Origin of the sequence: Nguyenibacter sp. L1 (assembly GCF_035199985.1) — a bacterium.
Lineage (GTDB): Bacteria > Pseudomonadota > Alphaproteobacteria > Acetobacterales > Acetobacteraceae > Gluconacetobacter > Gluconacetobacter vanlangensis.
Map to the genome: position 1 here is coordinate 3,699,874 of NZ_CP127015.1, position 26,439 is coordinate 3,726,312.

General features: G+C 72.5%; 24 protein-coding genes. 11 read left to right on the top strand and 13 right to left on the bottom strand.

The genetic code is table 11. The features are described 5' to 3' along the window. Positions 1-9: 9 nt before the first annotated feature. Entirely contained in the window at positions 10-825 is an 816-nt protein-coding gene (gene cysQ, locus QN315_RS16665; RefSeq protein ID WP_323990467.1) for a 3'(2'),5'-bisphosphate nucleotidase CysQ, read from the bottom strand. A 209-nt stretch (positions 826-1,034) separates the two neighbouring features. On the opposite strand from cysQ, the gene QN315_RS16670 reads away from it, so the two are divergent. The 9 genes from QN315_RS16670 to QN315_RS16710 all read left to right on the top strand — a co-directional run bounded on the left by QN315_RS16670 (position 1,035) and on the right by QN315_RS16710 (position 10,817). After that, a complete protein-coding gene (locus QN315_RS16670) occupies positions 1,035-2,519 on the top strand; it encodes a leucyl aminopeptidase (RefSeq protein ID WP_323990468.1) in 1,485 nt (494 codons plus the stop codon). Positions 2,520-2,538: 19 nt separating this feature from the next. After that, complete coding sequence (locus QN315_RS16675; RefSeq protein WP_323990470.1) at positions 2,539-2,985, top strand: DNA polymerase III subunit chi; 447 nt, start codon at positions 2,539-2,541, stop codon at positions 2,983-2,985. A 47-nt stretch (positions 2,986-3,032) separates the two neighbouring features. Beyond that, positions 3,033-3,887: an aldo/keto reductase gene (locus QN315_RS16680; protein ID WP_323990472.1), complete on the top strand. Its 855-nt coding sequence runs from the start codon at positions 3,033-3,035 to the stop codon at positions 3,885-3,887. A 151-nt stretch (positions 3,888-4,038) separates the two neighbouring features. Further along, positions 4,039-5,877: a hypothetical protein gene (locus tag QN315_RS16685; RefSeq protein WP_323990474.1), complete on the top strand. Its 1,839-nt coding sequence runs from the start codon at positions 4,039-4,041 to the stop codon at positions 5,875-5,877. A 24-nt stretch (positions 5,878-5,901) separates the two neighbouring features. Continuing rightward, entirely contained in the window at positions 5,902-6,894 is a 993-nt protein-coding gene (locus QN315_RS16690; protein ID WP_323990476.1) for a hypothetical protein, read from the top strand. Then, positions 6,894-7,451: a hypothetical protein gene (locus tag QN315_RS16695; RefSeq protein ID WP_323990477.1), complete on the top strand. Its 558-nt coding sequence runs from the start codon at positions 6,894-6,896 to the stop codon at positions 7,449-7,451. Before QN315_RS16690 ends, QN315_RS16695 begins: the two co-directional genes overlap by 1 nt. A 25-nt stretch (positions 7,452-7,476) precedes the next feature. After that, positions 7,477-8,760: a hypothetical protein gene (locus QN315_RS16700; RefSeq protein ID WP_323990478.1), complete on the top strand. Its 1,284-nt coding sequence runs from the start codon at positions 7,477-7,479 to the stop codon at positions 8,758-8,760. Continuing rightward, on the top strand, positions 8,757-10,301 hold the full coding sequence (locus tag QN315_RS16705) for a Ni Fe-hydrogenase III large subunit-like protein (RefSeq protein WP_323990479.1): 1,545 nt from the start codon (positions 8,757-8,759) through the stop codon (positions 10,299-10,301). The genes QN315_RS16700 and QN315_RS16705 overlap by 4 nt, the downstream gene beginning before the upstream one ends. 30 nt (positions 10,302-10,331) lie before the next feature. After that, the gene (locus QN315_RS16710) at positions 10,332-10,817 is read left to right on the top strand and encodes an NADH-quinone oxidoreductase subunit B (protein ID WP_323990481.1); all 486 of its coding nucleotides are present in this window, start codon (positions 10,332-10,334) and stop codon (positions 10,815-10,817) included. A 90-nt stretch (positions 10,818-10,907) separates the two neighbouring features. Here the strand turns inward: QN315_RS16710 and QN315_RS16715 are convergent, their stop codons facing one another. From QN315_RS16715 to QN315_RS16725, 3 genes are all read right to left on the bottom strand, one after another. After that, positions 10,908-11,753, bottom strand: coding sequence for a phosphatidylcholine/phosphatidylserine synthase (locus tag QN315_RS16715; RefSeq protein ID WP_323993592.1), 846 nt, complete (start codon positions 11,751-11,753; stop codon positions 10,908-10,910). A 131-nt stretch (positions 11,754-11,884) separates the two neighbouring features. Then, positions 11,885-12,604, bottom strand: coding sequence for a phosphatidylserine decarboxylase (locus tag QN315_RS16720; RefSeq protein ID WP_342628309.1), 720 nt, complete (start codon positions 12,602-12,604; stop codon positions 11,885-11,887). Between the two features lie 95 nt (positions 12,605-12,699). Then, positions 12,700-13,506: a methyltransferase domain-containing protein gene (locus QN315_RS16725; RefSeq protein WP_323993593.1), complete on the bottom strand. Its 807-nt coding sequence runs from the start codon at positions 13,504-13,506 to the stop codon at positions 12,700-12,702. A 68-nt stretch (positions 13,507-13,574) separates the two neighbouring features. Between QN315_RS16725 and gloB the strand changes: the two genes are divergently transcribed. Further along, on the top strand, positions 13,575-14,303 hold the full coding sequence (gloB, locus tag QN315_RS16730) for a hydroxyacylglutathione hydrolase (RefSeq protein WP_323990484.1): 729 nt from the start codon (positions 13,575-13,577) through the stop codon (positions 14,301-14,303). Positions 14,304-14,312: 9 nt separating this feature from the next. Here the strand turns inward: gloB and QN315_RS16735 are convergent, their stop codons facing one another. The 6 genes from QN315_RS16735 to QN315_RS16760 form a co-directional block, all read right to left on the bottom strand. Further along, positions 14,313-14,975, bottom strand: a complete 663-nt coding sequence (locus tag QN315_RS16735) for a phosphoribosyltransferase (protein ID WP_323990485.1) — start codon at positions 14,973-14,975, stop codon at positions 14,313-14,315. Continuing rightward, entirely contained in the window at positions 14,972-16,240 is a 1,269-nt protein-coding gene (locus QN315_RS16740; protein WP_323990487.1) for an amidohydrolase, read from the bottom strand. The genes QN315_RS16735 and QN315_RS16740 overlap by 4 nt, the downstream gene beginning before the upstream one ends. After that, positions 16,237-18,021, bottom strand: a complete 1,785-nt coding sequence (locus QN315_RS16745) for an adenine deaminase C-terminal domain-containing protein (protein WP_323993594.1) — start codon at positions 18,019-18,021, stop codon at positions 16,237-16,239. Before QN315_RS16745 ends, QN315_RS16740 begins: the two co-directional genes overlap by 4 nt. Positions 18,022-18,083: 62 nt before the next feature. Continuing rightward, on the bottom strand, positions 18,084-19,163 hold the full coding sequence (locus QN315_RS16750) for a nucleoside hydrolase (RefSeq protein ID WP_323990488.1): 1,080 nt from the start codon (positions 19,161-19,163) through the stop codon (positions 18,084-18,086). 10 nt (positions 19,164-19,173) lie between these two features. Beyond that, positions 19,174-20,556 (bottom strand): NCS2 family permease, encoded by a 1,383-nt coding sequence (locus QN315_RS16755; RefSeq protein WP_323990490.1) that lies wholly within the window; start codon positions 20,554-20,556, stop codon positions 19,174-19,176. Between the two features lie 7 nt (positions 20,557-20,563). Beyond that, positions 20,564-22,939, bottom strand: coding sequence for a TonB-dependent receptor domain-containing protein (locus QN315_RS16760; RefSeq protein ID WP_323990492.1), 2,376 nt, complete (start codon positions 22,937-22,939; stop codon positions 20,564-20,566). A gap of 169 nt (positions 22,940-23,108) precedes the next feature. On the opposite strand from QN315_RS16760, the gene QN315_RS16765 reads away from it, so the two are divergent. Continuing rightward, complete coding sequence (locus QN315_RS16765) at positions 23,109-23,882, top strand: GntR family transcriptional regulator (RefSeq protein WP_323990493.1); 774 nt, start codon at positions 23,109-23,111, stop codon at positions 23,880-23,882. Between the two features lie 20 nt (positions 23,883-23,902). Here the strand turns inward: QN315_RS16765 and phbB are convergent, their stop codons facing one another. The 3 genes from phbB to QN315_RS16780 all read right to left on the bottom strand — a co-directional run bounded on the left by phbB (position 23,903) and on the right by QN315_RS16780 (position 26,347). Continuing rightward, the gene (gene phbB, locus QN315_RS16770) at positions 23,903-24,646 is read right to left on the bottom strand and encodes an acetoacetyl-CoA reductase (protein ID WP_323990495.1); all 744 of its coding nucleotides are present in this window, start codon (positions 24,644-24,646) and stop codon (positions 23,903-23,905) included. Between the two features lie 125 nt (positions 24,647-24,771). Next, on the bottom strand, positions 24,772-25,890 hold the full coding sequence (locus QN315_RS16775) for an alpha/beta fold hydrolase (RefSeq protein WP_323990497.1): 1,119 nt from the start codon (positions 25,888-25,890) through the stop codon (positions 24,772-24,774). After that, positions 25,862-26,347: a hypothetical protein gene (locus QN315_RS16780; protein ID WP_323990499.1), complete on the bottom strand. Its 486-nt coding sequence runs from the start codon at positions 26,345-26,347 to the stop codon at positions 25,862-25,864. Before QN315_RS16780 ends, QN315_RS16775 begins: the two co-directional genes overlap by 29 nt. Positions 26,348-26,439: the final 92 nt, after the last annotated feature.

Consider the following 26,439-nt stretch of genomic DNA (forward strand, 5'->3'; position numbering starts at 1 on the left):
CCCAATCGCTCACGAATGCTCCCGCTTTCCCACGCAGACGAAATGCGGATTGCGCCAGTCCGGCTTGCCATAGCGCAGCGGCGACCCGTCCAGCAGGGTCACGCTGCCGCCCGCCGCCTCGACGACCGCCTGCGGGGCGGCGGTATCCCATTCCATCGTGGTGCCCAGCCGCGGATACAGGTCGACCAGCCCCTCCGCGACGCGGATGAATTTCGCGGCCGAGCCGATATTGCCCAGATGCGCGATCCGCTGCCCGCCCAGAAATGCCGCCAGCCGCGGATCGTCGGCATAATGGCGCGACGCCAGCACCGTCAGCCCCTCGGGCGGAATGGCGCGGGCGGCGATCGCGTGCGCGCCCGATTCGTCGATGCGCCGGGCGCCGGTCGCGACATGCGCCGTGTAAAGCTGGTGATAGGCCGGCAGCGCCACCGCGCCCAGCACCGCCCGCCCGCCGCGCACCAGGCCGATATTGACGGTAAAATCATCGCGCCCGGCGGCGAATTCGCGCGTGCCGTCCAGCGGATCGACCAGCCAGAAGGTCTCGCCCGCCTCGATCCGCACCCCGGCCGCCGCCTCTTCCTCGGCGATGACCGGAATATGCGGGGCGGCCGCGCGCAACCCCTTCAGGATATGGGCCTCGGCCGCATGGTCGGCCTCCGTCACCGGCGAGGAATCGGATTTCGTGACCGTCTCGAAACCGCGCCGGCGAATGGCCCGGATCAGCTCCGCGGCCTCGCCCGCCAGCCGCGCGGCCAGGTCCAGCAATGCGGCGTCGCCGGATTGCAGCAGAGCGGGTTGCGGAAGAGATGGAGATTCTGAATTCATGCCTCCCGCTTACTCCACTCATGGCCGCGCGTCATGCGCCTTTCTCGATACGTCTTCTCTCGATGTGCCTTCCGAAGCATCCCCCCTTCCGACCCCCTTTTCGGGGCATGCCGCCGCCGCCCCGCCGACGCGGCTTTGGACAGCGGCGCGCGCTTGCGTCATTCTGGCGTCAAATTCGGGGAACACCCGCACGTCCAGGAGCCTGACCCATGCTGCAGACCGCTTTCTCCTCCGCCGCCCTTCCCGCCGGCGGCGTCCTGGCCCTCCTGGCGGCCGAGGACGCGCCTCGCCCGGCGTCCTTCGCCGCCGCCGACGACGCGACCGGCGGCGCGCTGACCCGCGCCGTCCAGGCCGCGTCCTTCACCTTCGCCGGCGGCCGCACCTGCATGGTGCTCGCCCCCGGCGGCGGGTTCGACCGCATCCTGCTGGTCGGACTGGGCAAGCTCGCCGAATGCGGCGTCCGTGCGGTCGAAACCGCCGCCGGCGCGGCCGTGACCGCCCTGGGCAAGCTGACCGACGCGGCCGCGATCGCTGCCGACGGCGTGCCGGCCGCGCTGCAGGCCCATGTCGCCGCCGGCGCCGCGCTGGCCGCCTACCGCTTCGACCGCTACCACACCCGTCAGGCCGAGGATGCGGCCTGGCGCCTCGCCGGCGTAACCGTGCTGACCCCCGACGCCGACCGGGCCGCCGCCGCATGGCGGGACCTGTCGGCGGTCGTCCGCGGCGTCTGCCTGGCGCGCGACCTGGTCGGCGAACCGGCCAACCTGCTGCGCCCCCCCGCCTTCGTCGAGCGGATCGAGGCCCTGCGCGACCTGGGGGTCGAGATCGAGATCCTCGACCGCGCCGCGATGGCCGAACTCGGCTTCGGCGCCCTGCTCGGCGTCGCCCAGGGCAGCGACGCGCCGCCCTTCACCGTCATCATGCGCTGGAACGGCGCCCCCGCCGGTACCGGGGCCGCCGGCACCGCGCCCTTGGCCTTCGTCGGCAAGGGCGTGACCTTCGATTCCGGCGGCATCTCGATCAAGCCCGCCGCGGGGATGGAGGAAATGAAGACCGACATGGCCGGCGCCGCCGCCGTGGTCGGGCTGATGGCCGCCCTGGCGGGGCGCAAGGCGCCGGTCGACGTCGTCGGCGCCGTCGGACTGGTCGAGAACATGCTGTCCGGCAACGCCCAGCGCCCCGGCGACGTGGTGCGCACCTGCTCCGGCCAGACGGTCGAGGTCATCAATACCGACGCCGAGGGCCGCCTCGTGCTGGCCGACGTGCTGTGGTACGTCCAGGACCGCTTCAAGCCCCGCCTGATGGTCGACCTCGCCACCCTGACCGGCGCGATCGTCGTCAGCCTCGGGCACGAACGCGCGGGCCTGTTCTCGAACGACGACGACCTGGCCCGGCAGCTCTTCGCGGCGGGCGAGGAAACGGGCGAGAAACTGTGGCGCATGCCCATCTCCGAACCCTATCGGGACGAGCTGCGCTCCGAGGTCGCGGATTTCAAGAATGTCGGCGGCCGCCCCGCCGGATCGATCACCGCCGCCAAGTTCCTCGAACATTTCGTCAATAACGTGTCCTGGGCGCATCTGGACATCGCCGGCACCGCCTGGGCCAAGAAGGCGGCGCCCTGCACCCCCAAGGGGGCGACCGGCTTCGGCGTCCGCCTGCTCGACCGCTTCGTCCGCGACCATCATCCGGACTGACGGAAAAGGGGGGCGTCCGATGGCGGAAATCGGCTTCTACCACCTCACGCGCACGACGCCCGAACAGGCGCTGCCGGCCCTGCTGGGCCGCACGCTCGAGTCCGGCCGCCGCGCCGTGCTGCGCTGCCGCGACGCGGCGCGCGTCCGCGCGCTGGACGACGCCCTGTGGCAATCCGCCGATCCGGTCTGGCTGCCGCATGGCAGCGCCGCCATGGGCCATGGCGCATTGCAGCCGATCTGGCTGACCGACGGGCAGGACGTGCCCAACGGCGCGACCTACCTGTTCCTGGTCGACGATCTCGACTGCCCCGACGCCGCCGCGTTCGAACGGGTCTTCGACCTGTTCGACGGCGGCAACCCCGACGCCGTGGCCGCCGCCCGCCTCCGCTGGACCGCGGCGCGGGCAGGGGGGCACACCCTGGTCTATTGGCAGCAGCAGGCGAAAGGATGGGCCCGCAAGGGCTGACCGGACCACGCACCCGACCGCGCACCGCAGCAGAAGGACGATCCGCCATGATGGGCTCCGTCACCTTCCCCGATGGGACCACGATACCCGCTCTGGGCATGGGCACCTGGACCCTGGGCGATCGCGCCGACCGCCGCGCGCGGGAAATCGCCGCCCTGCGCGCCGGCCTCGACCAGGGGCTGAAACTGATCGACACGGCCGAGATGTACGGCAACGGCCGCTCCGAAACCCTGGTGGGCGAGGCCATCGCCGGCCGCCGCGACGATGTCTGCCTCGTCACCAAGGTGCTGCCCTCCAACGCCTCGCGCCGCGCCATGCCCGCCAGTTGCCGCGCCTCGCTGCGCCGCCTCGGCACCGACCGGATCGACCTCTATCTGCTGCACTGGCAGGGCGGCATCCCGCTCGACGAGACGGTCGAGGCGTTCGAGCGGCTGAAGCAGGACGGGCTGATCGGCGCCTGGGGCGTGTCGAATTTCGACGATGACGACATGGCGGCCCTCTCCCGCCTCGCGCCGGCCGGCGCCTGCGCCGCCAACCAGATCCTCTACAGCCTCGATTATCGCGGCGTGGAATTCGACCTGCTGCCGGCCGACAGGCGGCGCGGCGTCGTCACCATGGCCTATTCGCCGCTGGGGCAGGGCGGGGAATTGCTGCGCGCCCCCGTGCTGGCGCGCATCGCCGCCCGCCACGAAACCGCCATGGGACCGGCCACGCCCGCCCAGGTGGCGCTGGCCTGGGTGCTGCGCCAGCCCAATCTCGTGGCCATTCCCAAGGCCGGCAGCGTCGCCCACCAGCGCGAAAACGCCGCCGCTGCCGACATCGCGCTGTCGGACGACGACCTGGCGACGATCGACCGCTCCTTCCCCCCGCCGACCCGCAAGATCCCGCTCGCGATGATCTGACGGCCCGGCCGGCCCACATGTGCACCCACATGTACAACGGAGCGACGATTTGGGGAGCGACGATTTGGGCAGCGACGATTTGGCGGGACGATCGATTTCAGGGCGCCGCGATTGCGGTATCGTGATTTGATGGCACGACGATTCGGCCGCCTTGCCGGCGGCCGGTGATTCGGGGACTGGTCGCATCCTTCCGCTCGTTCTTCTGTCCGCCCTCGCCGGGCTGCTGCTCGCCGGCCTCGCCGCCGACGCACCCGGCGCCCGCCCGGCCCGTGCCGTGCTGCTGCGCGCGGGATGGGCCGCCGTGCTGCTGCCCGCGCTGCTCATGGCCTGCCTGCCGTCCCTGGCCGCCCCGTCGCGCATGCTGCCGGCCGTCCTGGCCCTGCCGCATGTCGATGCGCTGTCCCTGCCGTTCCTGCTCGTGCTCGCCGCCATCGGCCTGGCCACCGCGGCGCCCGGCACGAAACCCGACACCGCCCTGGCCTGCGCCGGGCTGACGGTGGCGACCGGCCAGCCGCTGCTCTGCTGCCTCGGCGCCGCGTCCCTGGCCGCGCTGCTGCGCCCCGCGCCGAAGGCCGCCCCCTGCGTCCTCGCCATCGCCCTGGCCGCCGCGCTCCTGCCGTCCGCCTGGCGCGACGCGGCGCTTCCCCTGCCGGTCCTGGTTGCCGCCGCCGGCCTGATGGGCCTGTCGCTCCTGCCCTTCGGCGGGGCCCGCCACACGGCGCCCGCCACCCCGCGCGACCTCGCCGGGCTCGTCGCGGGCGCCTGTTTCGCGGTGCGCATGCTGGTCGACTGGCCTTCCACGCCGCTTGCCGCGCCGCCCGCCGCATTCGGTGGCGCCCTGACCGCCGCCGCGGGGCTGCTGTTCGCCCTGGCGGGCGGCCTGCGCGCGCTCGCGGCCCCCGATGCGGCGCGCGCGCTCGGCGGCATGCTGGCCGCCTGGGGCGGGCTGGCCCTGACCCTGGCCGGGCTGGCGGCGGTGGGCCGCGCGGACGATCTGCCGCTGCTGGCGCTGGGGGCGTTCCGCGCCCTGGCGCTGCTGCTGGGCGGCGTCGGCATGGCGTTGCTGGCCGCCATCCTGCTGCTGCGCGACATCGGCCAGGCCGCCGGCACGCTGGCCCTGGATCGCGCCGGCGGCCTAGCCGGGCTGATGCCGCGCGCGGCCGGCCTGCTCGCCCTGTCGCTGGCCGGCGCCTGCGCGTTGCCGCCGCTGGCCGGCTTCGCCGCCTTCTGGCTGCTGCTGCATGCCGTGCTGGCCCTGCCGCGCGCCGGGGTGCTGGCGGGGGAAATCCCGCCGCTGCTGGCACTGTGCGGCGCGGGCGCGGCGTCCGGCCTGCTGCTGCTCGCGGCACTCCGCCTCGGGACGGGCCTGCTGCTCGGCCGGCCGCGCACGCCGCGCGCCGCCGGCGCGGCCGACCCGCCGCCGGCCCGGCTGCATGTCCCGCTGGCCTGTCTCGGCGTCGTGGGGGCAATCGGGCTGCTGCCCGGCGCCTGGCTGTGGCTGACCCGCGCCGCCGGCTGGCAGGCCGCCGGATTGTCGGGCGCGGCGATTCCGGTCGGCGCGCAACCCGGATTGTTCGCCCTGGCCGCGCCGGGCGGCGGCGGCGCTTTCAACCCGGCCGGGCTGGCCCTGCTGCTGGCCGCCGCCGCCGGGCTGGTCCGCCTGCTGGCGCGCCGCGCCGGCGCGGCGCCGTCCCGCCCCGCGCCCGCCTGGGCCGAGGGCGCCCCGCCGGCCCCGCCCTGGATGCCGTTCGGCGACCCGGCCACCCAGGCCGGCCCGGCTTTGTTCGCCGGCCGGCTGGACGGCGTGCTGGGCGGCGGGCGGGCCACCCGCGCTGCGGCCTGGCGCGCGGCCCGTGCGGCGCGGCGCACGGGCCGGACCGGGCGGCTTCTCGCCGACCGCCTGTCCGATCTCGCGGCGCGCCACGCCATGAAGCTGGTCCTGTTCTGGTTCGCGCTCGCGGCTCTGCTGCATCTCTGGACCCGCCCATGATCACCTATTCATGATCACCCATTCATGATCGCCTATTCCGGATGGATCGGGGGGCCGCTGGGCGGCCTGTTGCTGGCGCTGCACCTGGCGCTCATGCTGGCCCTGGCGCCGCTCCTGCGCGGCGCGATCGACGCCGGCGCCGCCCGGCTCGGCGGGGCGGCGCCCCCGCCGGTGCTGCTGCGCTGGCGCCTGATCCTGGCGCAGGCCAGGCGGCAGGGGCTGCGCGCGGCGGGTGGCGACCTGCCGCCGGGCCTGGCGCTCGCCGCCGCCCTGGCCGCCTGCGCGCTGGTGCCGTCCTTCGCGCTCGGCCTGCCGTCCGCCGGCCTGTCGGACCTGCTGGCGCTGGTCACGCTGCTGGGCGCCGCGCGGCTGGCCGCCCTGCTGCCCGGCCTGGCCGCGGGCGTGGCGGCTTCCGGCCGGCAGGCGGTCGGCGGCATCGTCGCCCTGGCCCTGGCGCAGACCGTCTTTCCCCTGCTGCTCGCCGTCGCCATGCTGGCCACCGGCAGCACCACCCTCGACGCCATGCTCACCCGCCTGCACGACCCCGAGCTGGCCGGATCGCGCACGCCGCTGGTCCTGGCGGCCCTGTCCCTGCTGCTCGCCGGCTCCGACGCGCCGGCCCCCGGCAGCCCGCCCTTCGGGCTATCGCCCAACCCGGGGCCCAACCCTGGGCCCAACCCGGCCCCCGACCCGCCGGCCGACGCCGGCGGGCGCGACCGCGCGGCCCTGGACCTGGCATCGGACCTGTCGCTGCTGGCCTGGCTCACCCTGGCGGGCGACCTGGCCTGGCCCGCCGCGCTCGCCCTGCCGGGCGAGGTCCTGGGGGGCGTCCCGGCAGCCCTGCCGGGCGCCATCCTCGCCTGGCTCGCCCGCACCGCGCTGCTGGCGGGCGCGCTCGTCGCGGCGCGGGCGCTGGTCCTGGCGCCGGACCGGGCCGCGCGGGCGCGGCTGCTGCTCGCCCTGCTGCTCGCCCTGCTCGCGGTCGTGGTGCTCTTCGCCGGGCGGGATTTCGGCTGATGCTCCCGCTCCTGCTCGGCACCCTGATCGTCCTTTCCGTCCTCCTGTCCGGGATGCGCGGCGCCGCCCTGCTGTGGCATGGCGGCGTCACGGCTTCGGCCCTGCTCGCCGCCGCGTGGCAGACGCCCCGGCCGGTGCTGCCCTGCCTCGCCGCGCTGTGCGTGGCGGCGTCCATCCTGCCGCTCTCCTGGGGCCTGGCGCGGCTCGAGGACGATCCCCCCCGCCCGGGCGAGCGCACGCTCTGCCTCGCCGGCGGACTCGCCTGCGCCGTCCTGGCCGTGGTCGCGGTGCCGCGCGGCCTGCTCGACGCCGCCGGCCGGCCGGCCCTGGTCGCGGCGCTGGCCGCCATCCTGTGCGGCGTGCTGGCGGCCGCCCTGCGCCGCTCGGTGGTCGGGCAATGCGCCGGCCTGTCCGCCGCCCTGGACGGGCTGACGCTGCTGGCCGGCCTGTCCGGCCGGGGCGCGCTGCTGCTGGGGGTGGCGGCCCTGCAGGCAGCGCTGATGCTGGTCGCCTTCGTCTGCCTGCGGCGCATCGCCTGGGCCAGGGGGACGGAATGAGGGGCGCAGGAATGAGGCACCCGGAATGAACGCCGCGCTTTCGGCCTCGCCGGTGCTGCTGCCGCTGGCCCTGTGTTGGCCCTTCCTGTCGATGGGCGCGCTGGCGGCCTGTTCGCCCGCCTCGGCGCGGCCCGCCGCGATCGGCCTGTCCGCCATCGGCCTGTTGCTCGCTATCCTCGCGGCCGGCGCCGGCGCCGCGTGGCCCGCCACCCCGTTCGCGGCGCCCCCCGGCCTGCTGCGCCTCCTGCCGCCCCTGCCGCTGCTGGCGCTGTTCCTGTCCACCCTGCTGCCGCCCGCCGCCACTCCGCGCCGCGACGCCCACAACCAGGCCGCCCTGACCCAGGGACTGGCCGGCGGATCGGCCCTGGCCGCCACCTGCGCCGATCCGCTGTCCGGCGCGGTGGCGGTCGGCGGGGTCGCCATGCTGGCGGCGCTGGCCATCGCCACCACGCGCGGCGCGGCACGGCTGGGCTGGGACATGTTCCGGCTCAGCCTGTCGGGCATCCTGCTCGCGGTGCCGGGCGCCGTGCTGCTGGCCGCGGCGCCCGGCAGCGCCGGGCGGCTGGACGGGCTGGGCGGCGTGCTGCTGGCAACGGGGCTGGGCGTCGTCGCCGGCCTGGGGCCCGCCACCCCGGTCATGCTCGCGGCCGAGGACGCGCCCGCCGCCATGGCACTGGCCCCCGTCATGACCGCGATTCCGGTGCTGCGCCACCTCGCCGTCGCGCCGGACGGGCGCGGCACGATGCTGCTCGGCCTGGCCACGATCTGGCTGGCCGCGCTGCCCATGCGCCGCGCCACCGCCCGCCGGCGCGGCCGCCTGGCGCTGGGCGGCCTGATCGGGCTGGCCGCCATCGCCGCCGGCGCCACCGCCAATGCCGCCGCTACTGCCACCGGCAAAATCGCGGACGGGGCCGGCGCGGCGGGCCTGGCCGCCCTGCTGCTCTCCGCCGCCCTGCTGGCGCCGCTGGCCGATCGGCCGGCCGCCACCGCCGGCCATACGGCCCCGGCCGGCTTTCCGGCCCGGGCCTTGCGCGGCGCGCTGGCGTTCCATCCACCCTTCCTGCCGTTCGGCGGATTGCTGCTGACCCTGGCGGCCCTGACCGACGCCGCCCCCCTGCTGCTCGCCCCCCTGGTCCTCGGCCTCCTCGCCGGCCGCGCGCCGCGCGCCTCCGCCGCTACGCCCGCCGACATTCCGCCCGGCCCCTCACTCGGCCCCTCACTCGGCGCAGCCGGTCCCCTGGCCGTCGTCCTGCTGCTGGCCGCCATGACGGCGCTGATCGCCTGGTTTCTGCCCAGGACCTTGCAATGACCGCCCCTGCGACCGTCCCCGCTCCGCCGTCCGCCGTCGCCCTGATCCGCGCCGGCGAGCCCGAGGCCGGCGCCTGGCGCTTCCGGCTCACGGAGGATGAATGGCGCGACCTGGCGCTCGCCCTGCGGCATGATCCGCTGCCCTTCGTCGGGCTGTGGGCCGACGGACAGGACGTCCACGCTTTATTTCTCGAAGCCGGCGAATGGCCGCTGGTGGCCAGCATCGCACCCAGCCAGGGGCGCTATCTCGCCTTGTCCCCCGTCCGCCCGGCCGCCGCGCTGCCCGAACGCTGCGTGCAGGATCTGTGGGGTTTCGCCGCGATGGAGGCCCGCGATACCGGTCCCTGGCTCGATCACGGGCTCTGGACGGCGACCTGGCCGCTCAGCGCGCGCCCCGGCCCCGTCTCCTGGCCACCCGAGCCGCCGGACTTCGCCGCGACCCGCGTCCCGTCCGGCCGGACGGTCCTCGGTGCCGGCCCGGCCGACGGCGCGCATCACGCCCCCGCCCATCTCCGGCTGGCCCTCGGATCGGGACCGGCCTCCTCCGGCCGGATCGGCGCCGCGGAATGGCGCCTGGGCTACGCCCATCGCGGCGTCGCCGCCCGAATGCGGGGGCTGGACGGCCCGGCCGCCTGCCGCCTCGCGGGGCGGGTCGCGGCCGGCGCGTCGGTCGCGCATCAATCCGCCTTCTGCCGCGCGCTGGAGGTCGCGACCCGGACCGAAATCGGTCCCGACACCCATGACGGCCGCGTCATGCTGGCCGAACTCGAACGGATCGCCACCGCCCTGCACGACGTGGCCCGGACCGTCCGCGCCGCCGGGGGTGCGGCGCCGGCGGCGGAATGCGAACGCCTGCGCGAAACCCTGCTGGACCTGTATGGCCGCCTGTTCGGCCACCGGCTGTTGATGGATCTGGTCCACCCCCAGGGGATCGGGCCCGAGGACGCGGCCACCCTCGCCGCCGTCGCCCGCCGGGCCGCCGAACAGGTCGAATCCGGCCTGCCGGCCATCCGCCGCGCCTTGTCCTGGCCCGGGCTCGCCGCCCGCATGCAGGGGCGCGGCGTCATGACCGAACAGGCCGCCCGCGCGCTGGGCATCGGCGGCCCCGCCGGCCGCGCCTCGGGGCGCGAGGACGACCTGCGCCGCCTGGCCCACCTGGTACCCGGCTATCGCCGCGACTGGCTGGATAGCGGCGTCCGCCGGGCCGGCGACGTCGCGGCACGGGTCGATCTGCGCCTGGCCGAAATCGCCGGCAGCGCGCGCATCCTGCACGCCGCCGCGCGGGATTTCTCTCCCGGCGCGCAGCCCCCCGGCACGCCGCAGCGCCATGACGGCGAGGGCGTGGGCTGCGCCGAGGGCCCGCGCGGCGCGGTCTGGTACTGGCTGCGCGTCGCCGGCGGCACCATCCTGCACGCCGCCATCCGCGATCCGGCCCTGGCCCAGGTCGCGGCGCTCGACCACGTCCTGCCCGGCGCCGATCCCGACGACGCGGCGATGATCGTCCGCTCATTCGGCCTGTCCGCCGCCGGGGCGGACCAGTAAGTGGACCAGTAAGTAAAGAAAGGAGCGACCATGGCCCTGATGCGCGCGATCCTGGCCGCCCTGGCCGGCGGCCATGCCGCCCGGCGCCCCGACCTGCCGCGACTGGCGGCGCCGCGCGGGCGCCCGCTCGCATTGTTCCATGTCGAAACCGGCGGCTGCGAGGGCTGCGCGCTCGAAATCGCCGCGCTCGACAGCGCCGCCTACGCCCTGGCGCCGACCGGCATCCGCTTCGTCGCCACGCCGCGCCTGGCCGACATCCTGCTGGTGACCGGCCCGCTGACCCGCGCCATGGCCCCGGTGCTCGAATCCGCCTGGCACGCCATGCCCGATCCCCGCGCCCTGGTCGCGGTCGGCGCCTGCGCGATCGACGGCGGACCGTTCGCGGAAAATTACGCGGTGCTCGGCGGGCTGCAGGACCGCACGACGATCGACCTCGCCATTCCGGGCTGCCCGCCATCCCCCGCCGCCATCATGGCCGGTCTGGCCGCCATCCTCACCCCCGCCGTACCACGCTAGCCGTTATTTTATCGAGGACCAGAATGACACTGATCTATTGATTTTATTATTTTATTCCGAAATTCGCCTGCGAATTTCGGAATAAAAACACTAGGCCGTCCCGCCCGTCTCCGGCGCATCGTCCTCGGCCTGCAGGTCCTGCGCCTCTTTCTTCAGCTTGTGAAAGCTGCGCCGGCTCAGCGGCAGCAATGCCACATAGATCACCCCCGCGGCGGCCAGCGCCCCCCACGGATCGGCCACCAGGACGGCCGCATAGGCCCCGGTGCCCAGCATCAGCGGCAGCACATAGGCCGACGGCACCTTGAAATTCTTGAACGACCAGACCGGAATGGTCGACACCAGCAGAAACGCGGTGCCGCTCAGCGTCAGCGCCGGCAGCAGCGGCAGCCGCGTCATGGCATAGACCCCGTCCCAGCCCAGCTTGCGCGCCTCCAGCCCCAGGAACAGCGGAAACATCGCCAGCCCCGCCCCGGCCGGCGCCGGCACGCCGGTGAAGAAATTGCTGGCATATTTGGGCTTGTCGGTATCGTCCAGGCTGGCATTGAACCGCGCCAGGCGCAGCGCCATGCACACGGTGAACATGATGCAGGGCAGATAGCCATAGCGCCCCGCATCCCGCAGCGCCCACAGATACAGCACGAATCCCGGCGCCACGCCGAAGCACAGGAAGTCCGACAGGCTGTCGAATTCGGCGCCGAACCGGCTGGTGCCGCGCAGCAGCCGCGCGATGCGCCCATCCAGCCCGTCGATGCAGGCCGCGATCAGCAGCGCGACCGCCGCGTCGCCGAACCGGTCATCCAGGGCGAAGCGCATCCCCGTCAGCCCAGCGCACAGGCCCAGCATCGTCATGATGTTGGGGATCAGCCGGTTGAAGGACGGCCCGCGCACCCGCGGCCGGCGCCGCCGCACCAGCCGCCGCCGTCTGCGCCCGCGCATCGCCGAAGCCCCGGCAGACGGAGCCGCCGCAGCCGGCCCCGTCGCGTTCGGCCCCGTCGCGTTCGGCGCCACCGCGTTCGGCGGCGTCGCATCGGGCCCGGCGCCGCGCGGGTCGGACACGTCCATATCGGTCAGAGACGCGCCATGACGGTCTCGCCGCCCACCATCGTCTGCCCCGCCGCGACCAGCGGCTCGACGCCGGGCGGCAGGTACAGGTCGGTGCGCGAGCCAAAGCGGATCAGCCCGAACCGCTCCCCGGCCTCATAGGCCATGCCTTCCTCGGCCTCGCACAGGATGCGCCGGGCGATCAGCCCCGCGATCTGCACCACCGCCAGGTTCCGCCCGTCCGGCAGGGTCAGGCGCAGCGCGTTGCGCTCGTTCAGCTCCGACGCCTTGTCCAGGCTGGCATTCAGGAACTGGCCGGGGTGATAGGCCACGCGGGTCACCGTGCCGGCCGCCGGCATGCGGTTGATATGCACGTCCAGCACCGACAGAAAGGTCGCGATCCGCCATACCGGGGCATCGCCCATCTCCAGCGATTCGGGCGGGCTGACCTTCTCCACCGACACCACGCGCCCGTCGGCGGGGGCCAGGGCCAGATGCGCGTCGGCGGGCGGCACCCGCTCGGGATCGCGGAAGAAATACAGGCAGAAGCCGAAGAACAGCCCGGCCGCCGTGCCCAGCCACTTCGCCGGCCGCCACGGCAGGGCCCGGCCGGCCAGCGCGGCCGCGCCGGATGCCAGAAGGAAGGGACGGGCCGCCCGATGCGGCGGCGCCAGGACGAGTTTCATGGATTGGATCAGGGACATGGGCCGAAGTTCATGAAGCGTTCGGGTCGGACGGTCAAGCACCGGCCCCGGCGACACCGCCGCGCGGGACGATCCGGCGGAACCGAGTGTGCCACGGATCGCGTCCGCGGTCAGCCGGGATCGTCATGCGGCCGGCCTCAGCCGGGTTCGTAGATCCGCCGCGGCACGCGGATCAGTGCCGGGGCCGGCGCCGCAGGCATGCCGGCATACACGTCCTTGACCGCCTCGATCACGAACACGCCCCCCAGCGCGGGCAGCAGCGCATGGCCCGCCGCCTCGGCCAGGTTTCCCAGCGCCCGGTGCGCGGCCCCCATCGGCGGCAGGTACAGCGCCCCGTCATGCCGCTCGGCCCGCAGAAAGGCCCGCGACAGGCGGCGCGCGATCTGGCGCGGCGAAAAGGGCGCGCCCTGGCCGAACGGCGTGTCGTCCGCATGCGCCCACCATCCCGCGCGGTTCGGCACCACCAGCAGCAGCCGCCCGTCATCCTTCAGGATCTTCCATGCGGACCGCAGCAGCTCGTCCGGCCGCTCGGCGGTCTCCAGCGCATGGACCATCAGCACCCGGTCGAAATGCAGCTCGGGGAAGGGCAGCCGGTCCTCGGCCACCATGCAGTCATGCACGCCGATCGGCGCGATGGTCGCCGCATCGCGCGTCACCGCCGTATCCAGCCGCGCCGACAGGCACATGACCGCCCCCAAAGCCGTTCCTGGGGCCGTTCCTGGGGCCGTTCCTGGGGCCGCCCCCGAGGCCGCCCCCGGCCGCGCCCAAAGCGGCAGATAGGGCAGCGTATAGCCCAGCCCCAGGATCCGCTCGCCCGCCCGGGGCGCGGACCCGGGCCCCGTATTCGGCCAGAATGTCCGCAGCCGCTGCCGCAGCAGCCGCGCGGTGTTCTCGCCCGGCCGGCTGGCATAGAATTTCGCGGCGGTGCGGATGTCGTCTTGCATCACGCCCGATTAACACAAATTGTGGAAACATGCCGCGCCAGGCCGCGCGCCCTCAGACGGAGACGACCATGGGACTTTCGATCCGCCCGATCCCGATCCTGACCGACAATTACGCCTGGTTCCTGCGTGACGAGGAAAGCGGCGCCACCGCCCTGGTCGACCCGGCCGAGGAAGCCCCCCTGGTCGCCGCGATCGAGGCCGAAGGCGGCCGGCTCGACCAGATTTTCCTGACGCATCATCATGCCGATCACGTGGTGGCGACCGACGCGCTGCGCAAGCGCTTCGGCGCGATCGTCACCGGGGCCGCGGCCGACGCCTACCGCCTGCCGATGCTCGACTACGCCGTGTCCGACGGCGATACGGTCGCCCTGGGCGACATGATCGGCACGGTGATGGAAACTCCCGGCCACACGCGCGGCCATATCGCCTATTATTTCGCCGCCGCGCCGGCCCTGTTCTGCGGCGACACGCTGTTCAGCCTGGGCTGCGGCCGCCTGTTCGAAGGCACGGCCGAGGAAATGTTCCACGCGCTGCACCGCATCGCCGCCCTGCCGGACAGCACCCTGGTCTGCTGCGGGCACGAATATACCCTGGCCAATACCCGCTTCGCCCTGGCGGTCGACCCCGACAACGCGGCCCTGCACGCCCGCGTCGCCGAAATCAACACCCTGCGGGCCGAGGCCCGCCCCACCGTGCCCGTCCGGCTGGGGCTGGAAAAACAGACCAACCCCTTCCTACGCGCCCCCGACGTCGCCACCTTCGCCCGCCTCCGCCGCGAAAAGGACGTGTTCCGGTAAATTATCGAATCACGGGGACTCGGCCGCGGCCACCCACCCGTTTCCCGCCCTGGTGAACAGCGGGGTCTCGAACACGGCCTGAACCGGCAGGCGGACCTGCTCCGCCCAGCGCCGGGTCTGCGCCATGGCGCACGATACCGCCACCGGCACCACGCCGATCCGCGCCAGCAGCGCCAGCGCGGCGGCGATCGACCGCCCGGTGCTGACGGCGTCGTCCACCACCAGCACCCGCCGCCCCTCCAGCAGGCCGCGCAGATTGGGGTCCAGATACAGGCGCTTCCCCGCGTCCGGACTGGTGATCGACGCGATGGGCTCCGACAGCCCCGCGTCGTACCAGAATTTCCGCGACGTCCCCAGCGGCACGAACCGCGCATGGCCGCAGGCCCGGGCAACGGCCGGCGCCAGCCCCAGCCCCAGGGTCGGCAGCCCCACCACGATGTCCGGCGCCAGCGCGCGGGCCCGCGCGCCCATCGCATCCGTGATCGCATCCAGCACGGTAAAGGCGGCATGATTGGCCAGGAAGGACGCCACCGCATGCACGCCGTCCGGCAACGGACGGATCGGCAGATCCAGCAGCCGCGTGCCCACGCAGACGGTATAGCGGTCACGAAACACCGGCCCGGCCGCGCGCTCCGTCGCGAAATCCTGCCAGAAGGACTGCGTGCCGCTCATCCCGCCTCCACCAGCGCGGCGAACAGCCGCACCGCGGGCTCCAGCACCGCCTCGTCGAAATCGAACGCCCCGTCGTGATGGCCGGCCGCCAGGTCCGCGCCGATCAGGCAATATCCCGCCCGTCCGCCCCGCGCCTGCACCCGCCGCATCATGAAGGTCGCGTCGTCGCCCCCGCCGATCGGCCATTCCGCGACGATCCGCCCGATGCCGGCCCGTGCCGCCGCCGCGGCGACCCGCGCCCGCACCGCCGGGTCGGACACCGCGCTGACCGAATGCCCGCGCGCGATCACCTCCACCGTGGCGCCCTGCATCATCGCCGCGCCCCGGATCACATGCCCGGCCCGCTCGGCCAGCCCCTCCAGGATCGCCTCGGTCTCGGCGCGGTATTCGATCTCCATGCGGGCCGTATCGCCCACCACGTTGCGCGCCCGCCCGGCCTCCAGCCGCCCGACATTCACATGGGTCACGCCGCTGCCATGGCGGGGCATGGCATGCAGGCCCAGCGCCGCCGCCGCCGCCGCCAGCAGGGCATTGCGGCCCGCCTCCGGCGCCATCGCGGCATGGGCCGGCCGGCCATGGAACAGCACGTCCTGCCTCACCGACCACAGAAACCCGTTCGCCGCCGTCGCTACCTGCCCGCTGGGCAGCAGGCAGCCCAGATGCCCGGCCAGGAACAGGTCCACATCATCCAGCACGCCGGCCTCGACCATCGGCAGCGCGCCGCGCCCCCCTTCCTCGGCGGGCTGGAAGATCAGCCGCAGCGTGCCGCGCCAGGCCGCCTCCGGCGCGGCCAGACGCTCGGCCACCGCCAGCCCGATCGCCACATGCCCGTCATGCCCGCAGGCATGCATCATTCCCGGCCGGGCCGAGGCAAAGCCCAGCCGGGCAGGGGCATGGGCCGCATCCGTCGCCTCCTGCACCGGCAGCGCATCCATGTCGAAGCGCAGCGCCGTCACCGGTCCGTCGCCTCGCCGCAGCTCGGCCACCACGGCCGTCTGCCCGCCCGGCATCCGCGCCATCCAGCGCCCATCGGCCCCTGCCGCGATCGCCGCTTCCCGCGCCAGGGCGATCTCGCGGTCCGACGGCGGGGCCAGCATCGCTTCGGCCCGCATCACCTCGGGGCCGATCCGCAGCGCATAGCCCAGCGCGTCCAGCCGCCCGGCCACCAGCGATGCCGTGCGATATTCCAGGAAACCGGTCTCCGGATGGCGATGCAGCGCCCGCCGCATCCCGACCACCTCGCGCGAAAAGTCGGTCCCGCTCATCCGGCCTGCACGACGCTGTCGGTGACGATCGCCCCGGTCATGCCGTCGGTAATGCCCAGGTCGGTGACGTGCGGCCCGGCGTTGCAGGCCAGGCTGGCGCCGATCACCAGCTTGATCATCACCGGCACGCCGTCCCAGGTCGAAACCGACGCGGCGGCCTCGCGCACCGCCACGAAACGCCGCGCCACCTCATCCGCCGGCTCGGTCGACAACAGCCCGCAGACCGGCAGCCGCAGCGCGGCCAGCACCTCCCCGCCGCGCGTCACCGCCATTCCGCCGCCGCTGGCGATCAGCGTGTTGGCCGCCAGCGCCATGTCGTCGGGGTCGCGGCCGAACACCGCCAGGTTGTGGCTGTCATGCAGCACGGTCGTGGCGATCGCGCCGCTCCATTCGCCCCAGCCCTCGATGACGCCGATCCCGGGCATGTCCGTCCCACCACGATGCCCGGGCGCGCCATAGCGATTGAACACCGCCATCAGCGCCGCATCGCGCGGCAGCACCACCCGTCCGTCCCGCACCGCCACCTCGCGCGTGCCCCATTGGGTAAAGCGCGGCCTGGATACGGTCTGGATCGTCACCCGCTCGCCCCGCGCCGGAATGGCGAAGCACGACGCCGCGACCGGCGCCAGCCGCATGGTGCCGCCCGGCGGGGGCGGCGTCGCGGTGCCGGGCGCCTCCAGCATCGCGCCGTCCTGCGCCACGTGCCGGCCCGACACGATGACGCTGCCCACCGCAAAATCGCGCAGGTCGCGAAATACCACCAGGTCGGCCCGCCGGCCCGCCGCCACCAGCCCCAGGTCGCGCCGCCCCAGCCGCTGCGCGGCGTTCAGCGTGGCGCAGCGCAGCGCCTCGACCGGGTCCATGCCGTACTGCACCAGCCGGCGCAGCAGATGCACGATCCCGCCCTGCGCCACCAGGTCGTCGGGAAAGATGTCGTCGGTGCACAGGGTCACGGTCTGCGGCACCCGGCCGATCTCCCGGAACGCCGCGACCGCCTCGGGCAGCACCGGCTCGTGCGACACGCGCAGTTCCAGCGTCATCCCCGCCCGCAGCTTCGACAGGATGTCCTGCCGGTCCGTCAGCTCATGGTCCGATTCGATTCCCCCCGCCGCGAAGGCCTGCAGCGCCGGCCCCTCCAGCCCGCGCGCATGGCCGCAGACCAGCTTGCCGCTCTCCAGCCCCGCCTGGACGATCCCGCTCATGCGCGGCGCGCGCTCCAGCACGCCGCGCATGTCCATCACTTCCGCCACCCCGATGATGTCCGGCCAGGACAGCATCTCGCGCATCGCCCCGGCGTCGAAATCGGCGCCCGACCGCTCCAGCCCCGGCGCCGACGGCACGCAGGACGGCGCCTCGACCAGGATCCGCAGCGCCAGCCCCCGCGCCGCCTCCACCGCCCAGCGCACGCCCTCCAGTCCGGACACGTTGCCCACCTCGTGCGGGTCCCAGCAGATCGTCGTCGTCCCCTGCGGCACCACCACGCCGGCATAGGCGCGCGGCGTGATCATGGAGCTTTCGATATGCAGGTGCGTGTCGATCAGCCCCGGCGCCACCACCGCGCCGTCCAGCGCGATGCGCCGCGCCGCGTCCTGCCGCGCGCCGCGCGGATGCACGCTGGCGATCAGCGGCCCCACCAGCCCGACATCCGCTTCGCGCAGCTCGCCGGTTGCCATGTCGGCCACCACGCCCCCGCACAGCAGCAGGTCGAACGGCGCCAGCCCGCGCGCGGCCCGCACCGCCCGGTCGCGCAGCGCGGGATCGTTCAAGTCGCCCTCGGGCAAGTCGGTCTCGGGCAAGTCGCCCTCGCGCGGATATGCGCCGGCGGCCGGGGTCGCATTCTGGTTCACGGCGCAATCCTCCCTGCGGCATCGGCGAAATTCGCAACGAAACGCGCCCGGTCGATGGCGGTGACGATCTCGACCGGCCGCTCGCCCATGTGCGGGCGCGTCTGTTCCGGCCAGACATGGGCATAGCCGCGATTGGGCCCGTGGGCCAGGTCGACATCCATATAGGCCGAGACCGAGCCTGTGACGATTGCGGGATCGACCGCGATCGCCGCCGCCAGCTCGTCCCACATCGGCTGGGGATGGTAATATTGCGTCAGATAGCGGCTCAGCCCGCCGGCATGCCGCGTCGCCCGCGCCAGGATCTCGGGCGTCATGCGCAGCGGGTTCGCCACCCCGCCCACCGAAACGATCTTCGGCCACGCCGCCGTCAGCGTGATGTCGGCGGCCTCGGGATCGAACATCAGGTTGAAATCGGTATAATAATCGGCGCTGGCGGTCACCTGGCCCAGATTGCCGTCCACCAGCCCGCCCATGAAGACCAGTTGCCGGCACAGCCCGGCGAATTCCGGGTCCAGGCGGATCGCCAGCGCCAGGTTGGTCATCGGCCCGGCCGCCACGATGGTCACCTGGTGCGGATGGGCATGCACCTGGCGGATCAGGAACAGCGCCGCCGTCTCGCCGGCCGGCCGGCCGGCCGGGGCGCCCTCGCGCAGGGGCGGCACGGGCGGCTGGCTGTCGGGCGCATCGCCCCGCCACGCGCCCTTCCAGGGCATCACGCCGTTGGCCTTCTCCCAGGCCAGCAGGCGCGGGCGCGAATTGACCAGCGGCGCCGTCGCACCCGGCACCACCGGCACGCCCTGCACCCCGGCCAGTTCCAGCAGCCGCAGCAGATGCGCGACCTCGGCATTCTCCCACCCGTCGCCGACCGTCACGGTCAGGCCCAGCACCCGCACCCCCGGCGCGCCCAGCAGCGGAATGACCGACTGCATGTTCGTGCCGCCGGGCCCGGCGAAATCATTGTCCATGATCACCAGGGACGGCTCGGCCGCCCTGGCCGGCACCCTGGCGGACCCCATCGCCAGGCACGCCAGCAACAGGCCCCCCAGCACGCGAAATTCAGAAAACGGACCGCGCATGAACAGACTTTCAGTGATGAACCGGGGGATGAACCGGGGGATGAACCGGGGAATGAAGATGGGCCGAAACGATAAAGAACAGCACGAAGACGGCGCTCAGCACCCACAGCACCGGCGACAGCGCCCGCCCGCGTCCCGCGACAATCGCCATGACGATATAGCTGAAGGTGCCCAGCGCCATGCCGTTGATCAGGTTGCTGGTCAGCAGCGCGATCATGAAGGTCAGGATCGCCGGCACGGTCTGGCCCGGATCGTCCAGGTCCAGCCGTCCGATGCCGTGAAACATCAGCATGCCGACCATCAGCAGCGCGGGCGCGGTCGCCTGCGGCGGCACGATCATGAAAAGCGGCCACAGGAACAGCGACAATGCAAATCCGGCCGCGATCGTCAGCGCCGTCAGGCCGGTACGCCCGCCCGCCTGCACCCCGGTGACCGATTCCGAATAGACCGTCACCACCGCCGTGCCCAGCAGCGGTCCCACGATGGTCCCCACCGCGTCGCTGGCAAAGGCTTCGGTCGCGCGCGGGATCGCCCCGCCGCGCTTCAGCATGCCCGCCGCGCTGACCACGCCCAGCAGGTTCGCCAGCGTGCCGAACAATTCCGTGCACAGAAAGAAGAACAGCATCGGCAGCAGATAGAAGACATGCCGCGCGACATAGCCGAAATCCAGCCGGAACGCGGTCGCCGCCGGCCAGACGGGCATGGCGAGCAGCCGCTCCGGCCAGCGCGTGATCGTGCCGCCATGCCCGTCGGGGATGAACAGCCCGGCCGCCGTCATCGCGACGATCGACAGGATCAGCGCGCCGGGAACGCGCCGCGCCACCAGCGCGGGCGTCAGGACAAAGCCCGCCACCGTCAGCAGCACGCCCGGATCGGCCAGCGATCCCATGGTGACGAAGGTCGTCTTGCTCGCCACCACGAATCCCGCATTGCGCATGCCGATGAACATGATCACCAGCCCCACGGCGATCTGGATGCCGACGCGCAGCGCATCGGGCAGCTCATGGGCGATCCGCTCGCGCCATTTCGTCAGGGTCAGCACCAGGAAAATGACCCCGGTCAGGCACACGACCGCCAGCGCCGCCGGCCAGGGCACTCCCATCTGCACCACCAGCACATAGGCGAAGATGACGTTCGACCCCATCGCCGGCGCCAGCCCCAGCGGCAGGTTGGCCAGCAGCCCCACCATCGCGCTCGCCACGATCGCTACCAGGCAGGTGGCGCTCAGCACGCTGGCCCGGTCCATCCCGGCGGCCGCCAGGATCATCGGATTCACCGCCACGCAATAGACCATGGCGGTAAAGGTGGTCAGCCCCGCCACCACCTCCCGCCCCGCCGTCGTGCCGGCGCGGCGCAGCCCGAAAAACCGGTCCAGCCGGCCGATCACCCGCATCAAGGGATCAGAACCCCGTGCTCGCCGTGATTATGGCGGCAAATCCGCCCGCCACGTAATAGGTCGGTGTCCCCGTCGCCCCGATCATCGTGCCGTAAATCCCCCGCGTCGCGCGGGCCGACGGCGCAATCCCGGCCGGCCCCGACAGATATTTGTTGTCGCCCACATTCATCAGATTAAGCCGAAATTCCGGCCGCGCACGCCACAGCTTCGGCGCACGATAGCCGAAATTCATGTCGGCATCGACATATCCGGGCATCGCCTGGTCGTTCATGAAGGTCGAAAACTGCCGTCCGACATATTTGACCTGCACCCCCGCGAAATAGGTCCCGTCATCGTAATCCAGCCCGACCGCCGCCTGCACGTTCGGGCTGCGCACCGCCTGCTTGCCCCGCGTCGGCAGGAAATCGGCGCCCACCTGGTAATTGCTGTCGATCCGCGCGTTCAGGTATTCGGCCGAGACATAGGGCCGGACATGGTGCCACGGCCGGGTTCCCAGTTCGACATCCACCCCGCGGGAGGTCTGGCCGCCCGCATTGATGTTCTGGGTGATCTGCGCGTTGTTGATGACGACCTGCGTCGCCACCTGCCGGTTCGTGAAATTATAGTTGAAGAACGTCACCGACCCGTTCAGCACATCGCTCTGGTAACGATAGCCGATTTCCTCCTCGATGGAATATTCGGTCTTCTGTCCGGGATTGGCCAGGGTCGTGATCGCCCCCGTGCTGGCGCTATAGGTGTTGTACAGCGCGTTCAGCGTCGGCGTGCGGAAATTGGTGGCCACGCCGCCGAAGATCTGGTGATGCGCGTCGAACCGGTAGCGCCCGCCCAGGTTCGGCGTGGTGACCGCCGCATTGGTGCCGCTGCGGTACTGCGCGCCGGGCAGGTAATTGTACCCGGTGCGCGCCACCATGGTCTCCTTGATGCCCGCCTCCAGGTGCAGCCTGTCGCCCAGCGCCGCATAGCTGTCGCCGAAGAACAGCGAATTCACCTGGGTGACCGTCAGATTGTCATAGCTGGCCAGCCGCGTCCCGTCCGGCAGCGTCACGTTGCCCTGGAATCCCCAGACATTCGCCGGCCCGCCATTGGCGCCGATCATGCTGTACGGGTTGACCATGCGCTCGCGCGACCAGTCGTACCAATCGCCGAAGACCAGGCTGTGATGTCCGAAATCGACATGGATCTTCGACACCACGCCCGGCCGGTATACGTACGGCGTGCCAAACGGCGTGTACATCAGCACCCGGTCGCCGATCACCCCGTTATTGTTCAGATCGATGGCATAGCGCCGCGTCCCGGCATAGACCGCTCTTTCCGACAGGACCGACGCCGAGGCGATGGTCCCGGAATTCCAGTAGAAATAGGGCGTGACGTCCAGGCCCACATGGTCGCTGATCACGATCTTCTGCGGCGCGCTCATGACGATGACGCGATAGGGGCTCTGATGCAGCTTCCAGTAACTGGTGCTGTTCGGCGCGTAATTCTCGGCGTAGTTCGCATCGCGCCCCAATTGCTGCCATTGCGCCAGCGTCGGCGACAGATAGGCCACCTTCATCGAATCGTCGAAGGTCAGGACCAGGCTGCTGCGGCTCCCCCCATCCCACTCCTTCAGCATCTTGAAATCGATATGCTGCTTGTGGTCGTCGCCCGCGCCGCGAAAATGCGGCTCCTCCAGGTGCGACCAGGACACGAACGCCCGCACGCCCGAATGGCCGATCAGGCCCGAATTCAGCCGGACGAACTCCCGGTGCGTATGGTACGAACCATATGACCCCGCGACCGTGCCGCCGAACGTCTCGGCCGGATCGATCAGGCTCATGGTCGTGATCCCGCCCGACGCCCCGATGACCGGCGAATCCAGGTTGGCCGACCCCTGCTGCATCGTCACCTGGTTCAGGTTCTCCGAATCCACCCATTCGGTCGGAAACGCCATGTAGGACCCGATATCGTTCAGCGGCGCGCCTTCCAGCGTAAAGCCGATCTGGTCGCTGTTCATGCCGCGTACGGTGATGTTGCCGCTGACCATGCCGTACGGATCGGCGCTGGCCACGTTCGCCCCCGGCATGCTCGCCATCAGCCGGAACACGTTCGGCGTCGGCGATTGCTTGGCGATGAAATCGCGCGTGACCTCGCTGCGATTGCGCACCCCGTTCTGCACCGTCATGCGGCCGCCGCCCACGCTCTGCCGCACCACGCTGATCTCCTCGGCCGCCTTTGCGCCGCTCCTGCCTTTCCCCGCGGCAGACGCGACGCGCGGCGGGGCGGACACGGCAGCACCCCGATGGGCGGCATCCTGGGTATCGCGGGTATCGGCATGTGCCAGACCGGGCATCGCGCCACTGGCCAGCGCGGTGGCGACAAGAAGCAGGCAGCGTTTCATCATCGGGTCCTGAAGGCAATCCTGGAGGGAAGGGCACGGTTATGGGCGCGACATTGACAGGGCGCGGGCTTTTGGCGTTCGCTCGCGGCAAGATGTCTCATGTTGTTATATGATGTCCTATAACAACGTCGGCGCCATTTCAATCCCATTCAGCAACGATCGCGAGTCCTCCATGCCGACAAGCCCGCGCGCCTTCGCCGCCGCTCTCGACAGCGCCAGCCCCGATCCGCTCTATCTGCAGGTGGCGGCCGATATCGGCCGGCATATCGGCCACGACCCACGCTTTCTCCATCGCCTCCCGTCCGAGGCCGAACTCTGCGCTCTCTATGATGTCAGCCGGATCACCATCCGCCAGGCGCTGGCCCACCTGGCCGAACGCGGACTGGTGGTCCGCCGCCATGGGCGTGGCACCTTCGTCAGCGCGGTGCGCCGCGACGGGCGGCAAAGCGCGATCTATTCGTTCGGCGACATCCTGGCCGGGCAGGGGCTGGCGCCCGAGACCGAATTGCTGGCCTTCGGCATGACCGCGCCTCCCGCCGAGGTGCGCGCGGCGCTCGGGCTGGGCGACACGGCGCTGGGCCTGCGCCGCGGCTTTTCCGTCAACGGAAGGCGCGTCGCGGTGACCGAGGTCCATTATCCTCCCGCCCTGGCCGAGCGGATCACCAGGGACATGGCCCGCGAAACATCCTCGGCGGAAATCCTCACCCGGCGGCTGGGGCTTGCGATCGACCATGCCGACGTGTCGGTCGATCTCGCCGCGATCGGCCCGGCCGTCGCCGACTGGCTGCGCTTGCCGCCCGCCAGCACGCTGATGCGCATCCGCCGCGTGACCCATTGCACCGGCCTCGGCCCCTGCGAGCACAGCCAGATTCTGCTCTCCACCGGCGCCGCCGCATTCCGCGTCGACGCCGAAGGCCGCATCGCTCCGGCCCTCGGCGCCGCCTGACCCCGCCCCGGGCGGCAGCTTTACGCCATATGCTGCCCGCCATTGACCGACAGGGTCGACCCGGTGATGAAGCCCGACTCCTCGGCGGTCAGAAAGGTGACGCAGCGCGCCACCTCGTCGGCCGTGCCCAGCCGCCCGACCGGAATCCGTCCCACGATGTCGGCCAGGATCTGCGGCGGCACGGTGTCCAGCATCGCCGTGTCGATATAGCCCGGGGCCAAGGTATTGACGGTGATGTTGTGCCGCGCGCCCTCCAGCGCCAGCGCGCGGGTCAGGCCCTGCAGCCCGGCCTTCGAGGCCGCATAGTTCGCCTGGCCGAACTGCCCGGTCTGGCCGTTGATGCTCGCCATGTTGATGATCCGGCCGAAACCCTCCGTCCGCATGGCGGGCATGGTCAGCCGGCACAGATTGAACGCGGCGCCCAGGTTGGTGTCGATCACCGCGTCCCACGCCGCGCGGGTCATCTTCCCGATGGTCGAATCCCGCGTGATCCCGGCATTGTTGACCAGGATCGTCACCGGCCCGTCTTCCGCGGCGATCCGCGCCAGCGCATCCTCGCACGCCGCGAAATCCCCGACGTCGAAGGCCATTGTCCGGATGCCGGTGGCCGATTCGAACGCCCGCGCCTCGTCCCGCCGGGCGGTATAGGTGGCGACGACACGCCGTCCGGCATCGCGCAGCGCTCGGCTGACCGCCGCGCCGATCCCGCGCGTGCCGCCGGTCACCAGGGCTACGCGCGGTGTCTGGCGCTCGGCACTGATCATGGATGTTTCCCTGGTGGATGGGGCCTGATGGGCGGGGCTTGATGGATAGGGCGCCCGAACGACGTCGCTCTGGTTTTACAGGATCTCCCGCCCCCGGCCACCCGCTTTATCCGCCCCCGCGCCGTTCATCCATGGCGCAGCAGCCACGCGCCCAGCCTCTCCCACAGCAGGGCGCGGGCACGCGGGCCGGCCACCATCCCCACATGTCCCCCCGCCACCGACAGCACGCTCGCGCCCGGGATCAGCCCGGCCAGCACCCGCGCACTGGCGGGCGGGACGATGCGGTCGCGCTCCGGAACAGCCACCAGCACCGGCATGGCCAGCGCCTCGGGGCGCACCGCCCGCCCGCCCACCTGCCATTGCCCGCGCATCGGCAGGTTCGCGCCGTACCAGTCGCGGATGCACGCCACAGCCACCGGGGCGGCCAGAGGCACGCCGTCGCCCAGCCAATCCTCCATGGCGACGAACAGCGCCGCCTGCGCCGCATCGCGCGTCCCGGCGCCGAATTCGCGGAACTTGCGGACGATTCCCGCCGGGTCGATCGCGGCGAACGCCGCCTGCAGCGCATCGACCGGCACCGTCCCGGTCAGGGCCATCATCCCCGTATAGGGGGCCAGGATCCGCGTCAGCAGCGTCGCGATCTCCGCGCCGCCGCCCCCGGTGCCGGAAGCGGCGAAATCCCACGGCGTCGCCAGCAGCACCAGCGCGCGGACCAGCTCGGGCCGCCGTCCCGCCGCCGCCAGCGCCAGCAGCCCGCCCATGCAATAGCCGGCCAGGCTCACCGGCCCGCCGCATCGCGTGGCCACGGCTTCCAGCGCCGGCTCCAGGCGTTGCGTGACATAGCCCGCGCAATCCAGCCCGCGTTCCGCCTCGCCCGGCCAGCCCCAATCCAGCAGCAGCGGCCGCACCCCACGCCCCGCCAGGTCGCGCAGGATCGACAGTCCGGCGCCCCCGTTCCCGTCCCCGCCGGGCATCAGGTCCAGGATATAGGCCCGGTTCACCAGGCTCGGGACAAACAGCACCGGCCTGCCGCCGCCGGGCGCGTAATCCAGCACCCGCATCTCTCCCTGGCGCCACAACACCGGCGGCGGCGACGGATCGACGCGCCGGTACGGATGCCGGCGATAGGCCGCCACCCCCGCGATGAAGGCCGGATCGATGAAAGCGGGATCGATGAAAGCGGGGTCCGGGACGGCGGACGCGCCCGCCGCCGGATCAGTCTCCCCCTCCGGTCCCCCCGGCACGGCGACCGCGCTTCGGCCGGGGGGCGTCGCCGCCGTCGGCCCGCCCGGCCAGCCGGGCGTCCAACTGGTCCAGCCGCTGCTCGATCCGGTCGAGCTGCGCCCGGATGGCCCCCAGGATGGCCCCCAGTTCGCCGCCGCCAGCAGGTGCAGCGCCAGCGGGCGCGGCCCACGGCGCAGCATCGGCCCCGGGGGCAAAGGCGGGAAAAGGCGGCCAGCCCCCGGTCCAGGATCCTGCGTCACGATCGCGCGCTCCTTCCCCAGCGGCCGCATCCCCGGCCGCTTCCTTCTCAGCGCCCGCCGGCGCCGGGGCAGGGGCGGCATGTTCGGTCCAGAACCGCGCCACGCGCTGCATCGTCTCGGCCCATTCCCGGTCCATGCGCAAGGCGGCGCCCTCGCTCTGCCAGATCGCCATCCAGTCCCGCATCAGCGCCGCCGGATCGGGCGGATTACCGGTCATCCGCGCCCGTCTCGCGGAAAACCGCCATCCGGCCGCGCGGCGCATCGTGCATCCTGCTGCGTCTCATGCTATCCTTTCCGCTTTCCCGGCCG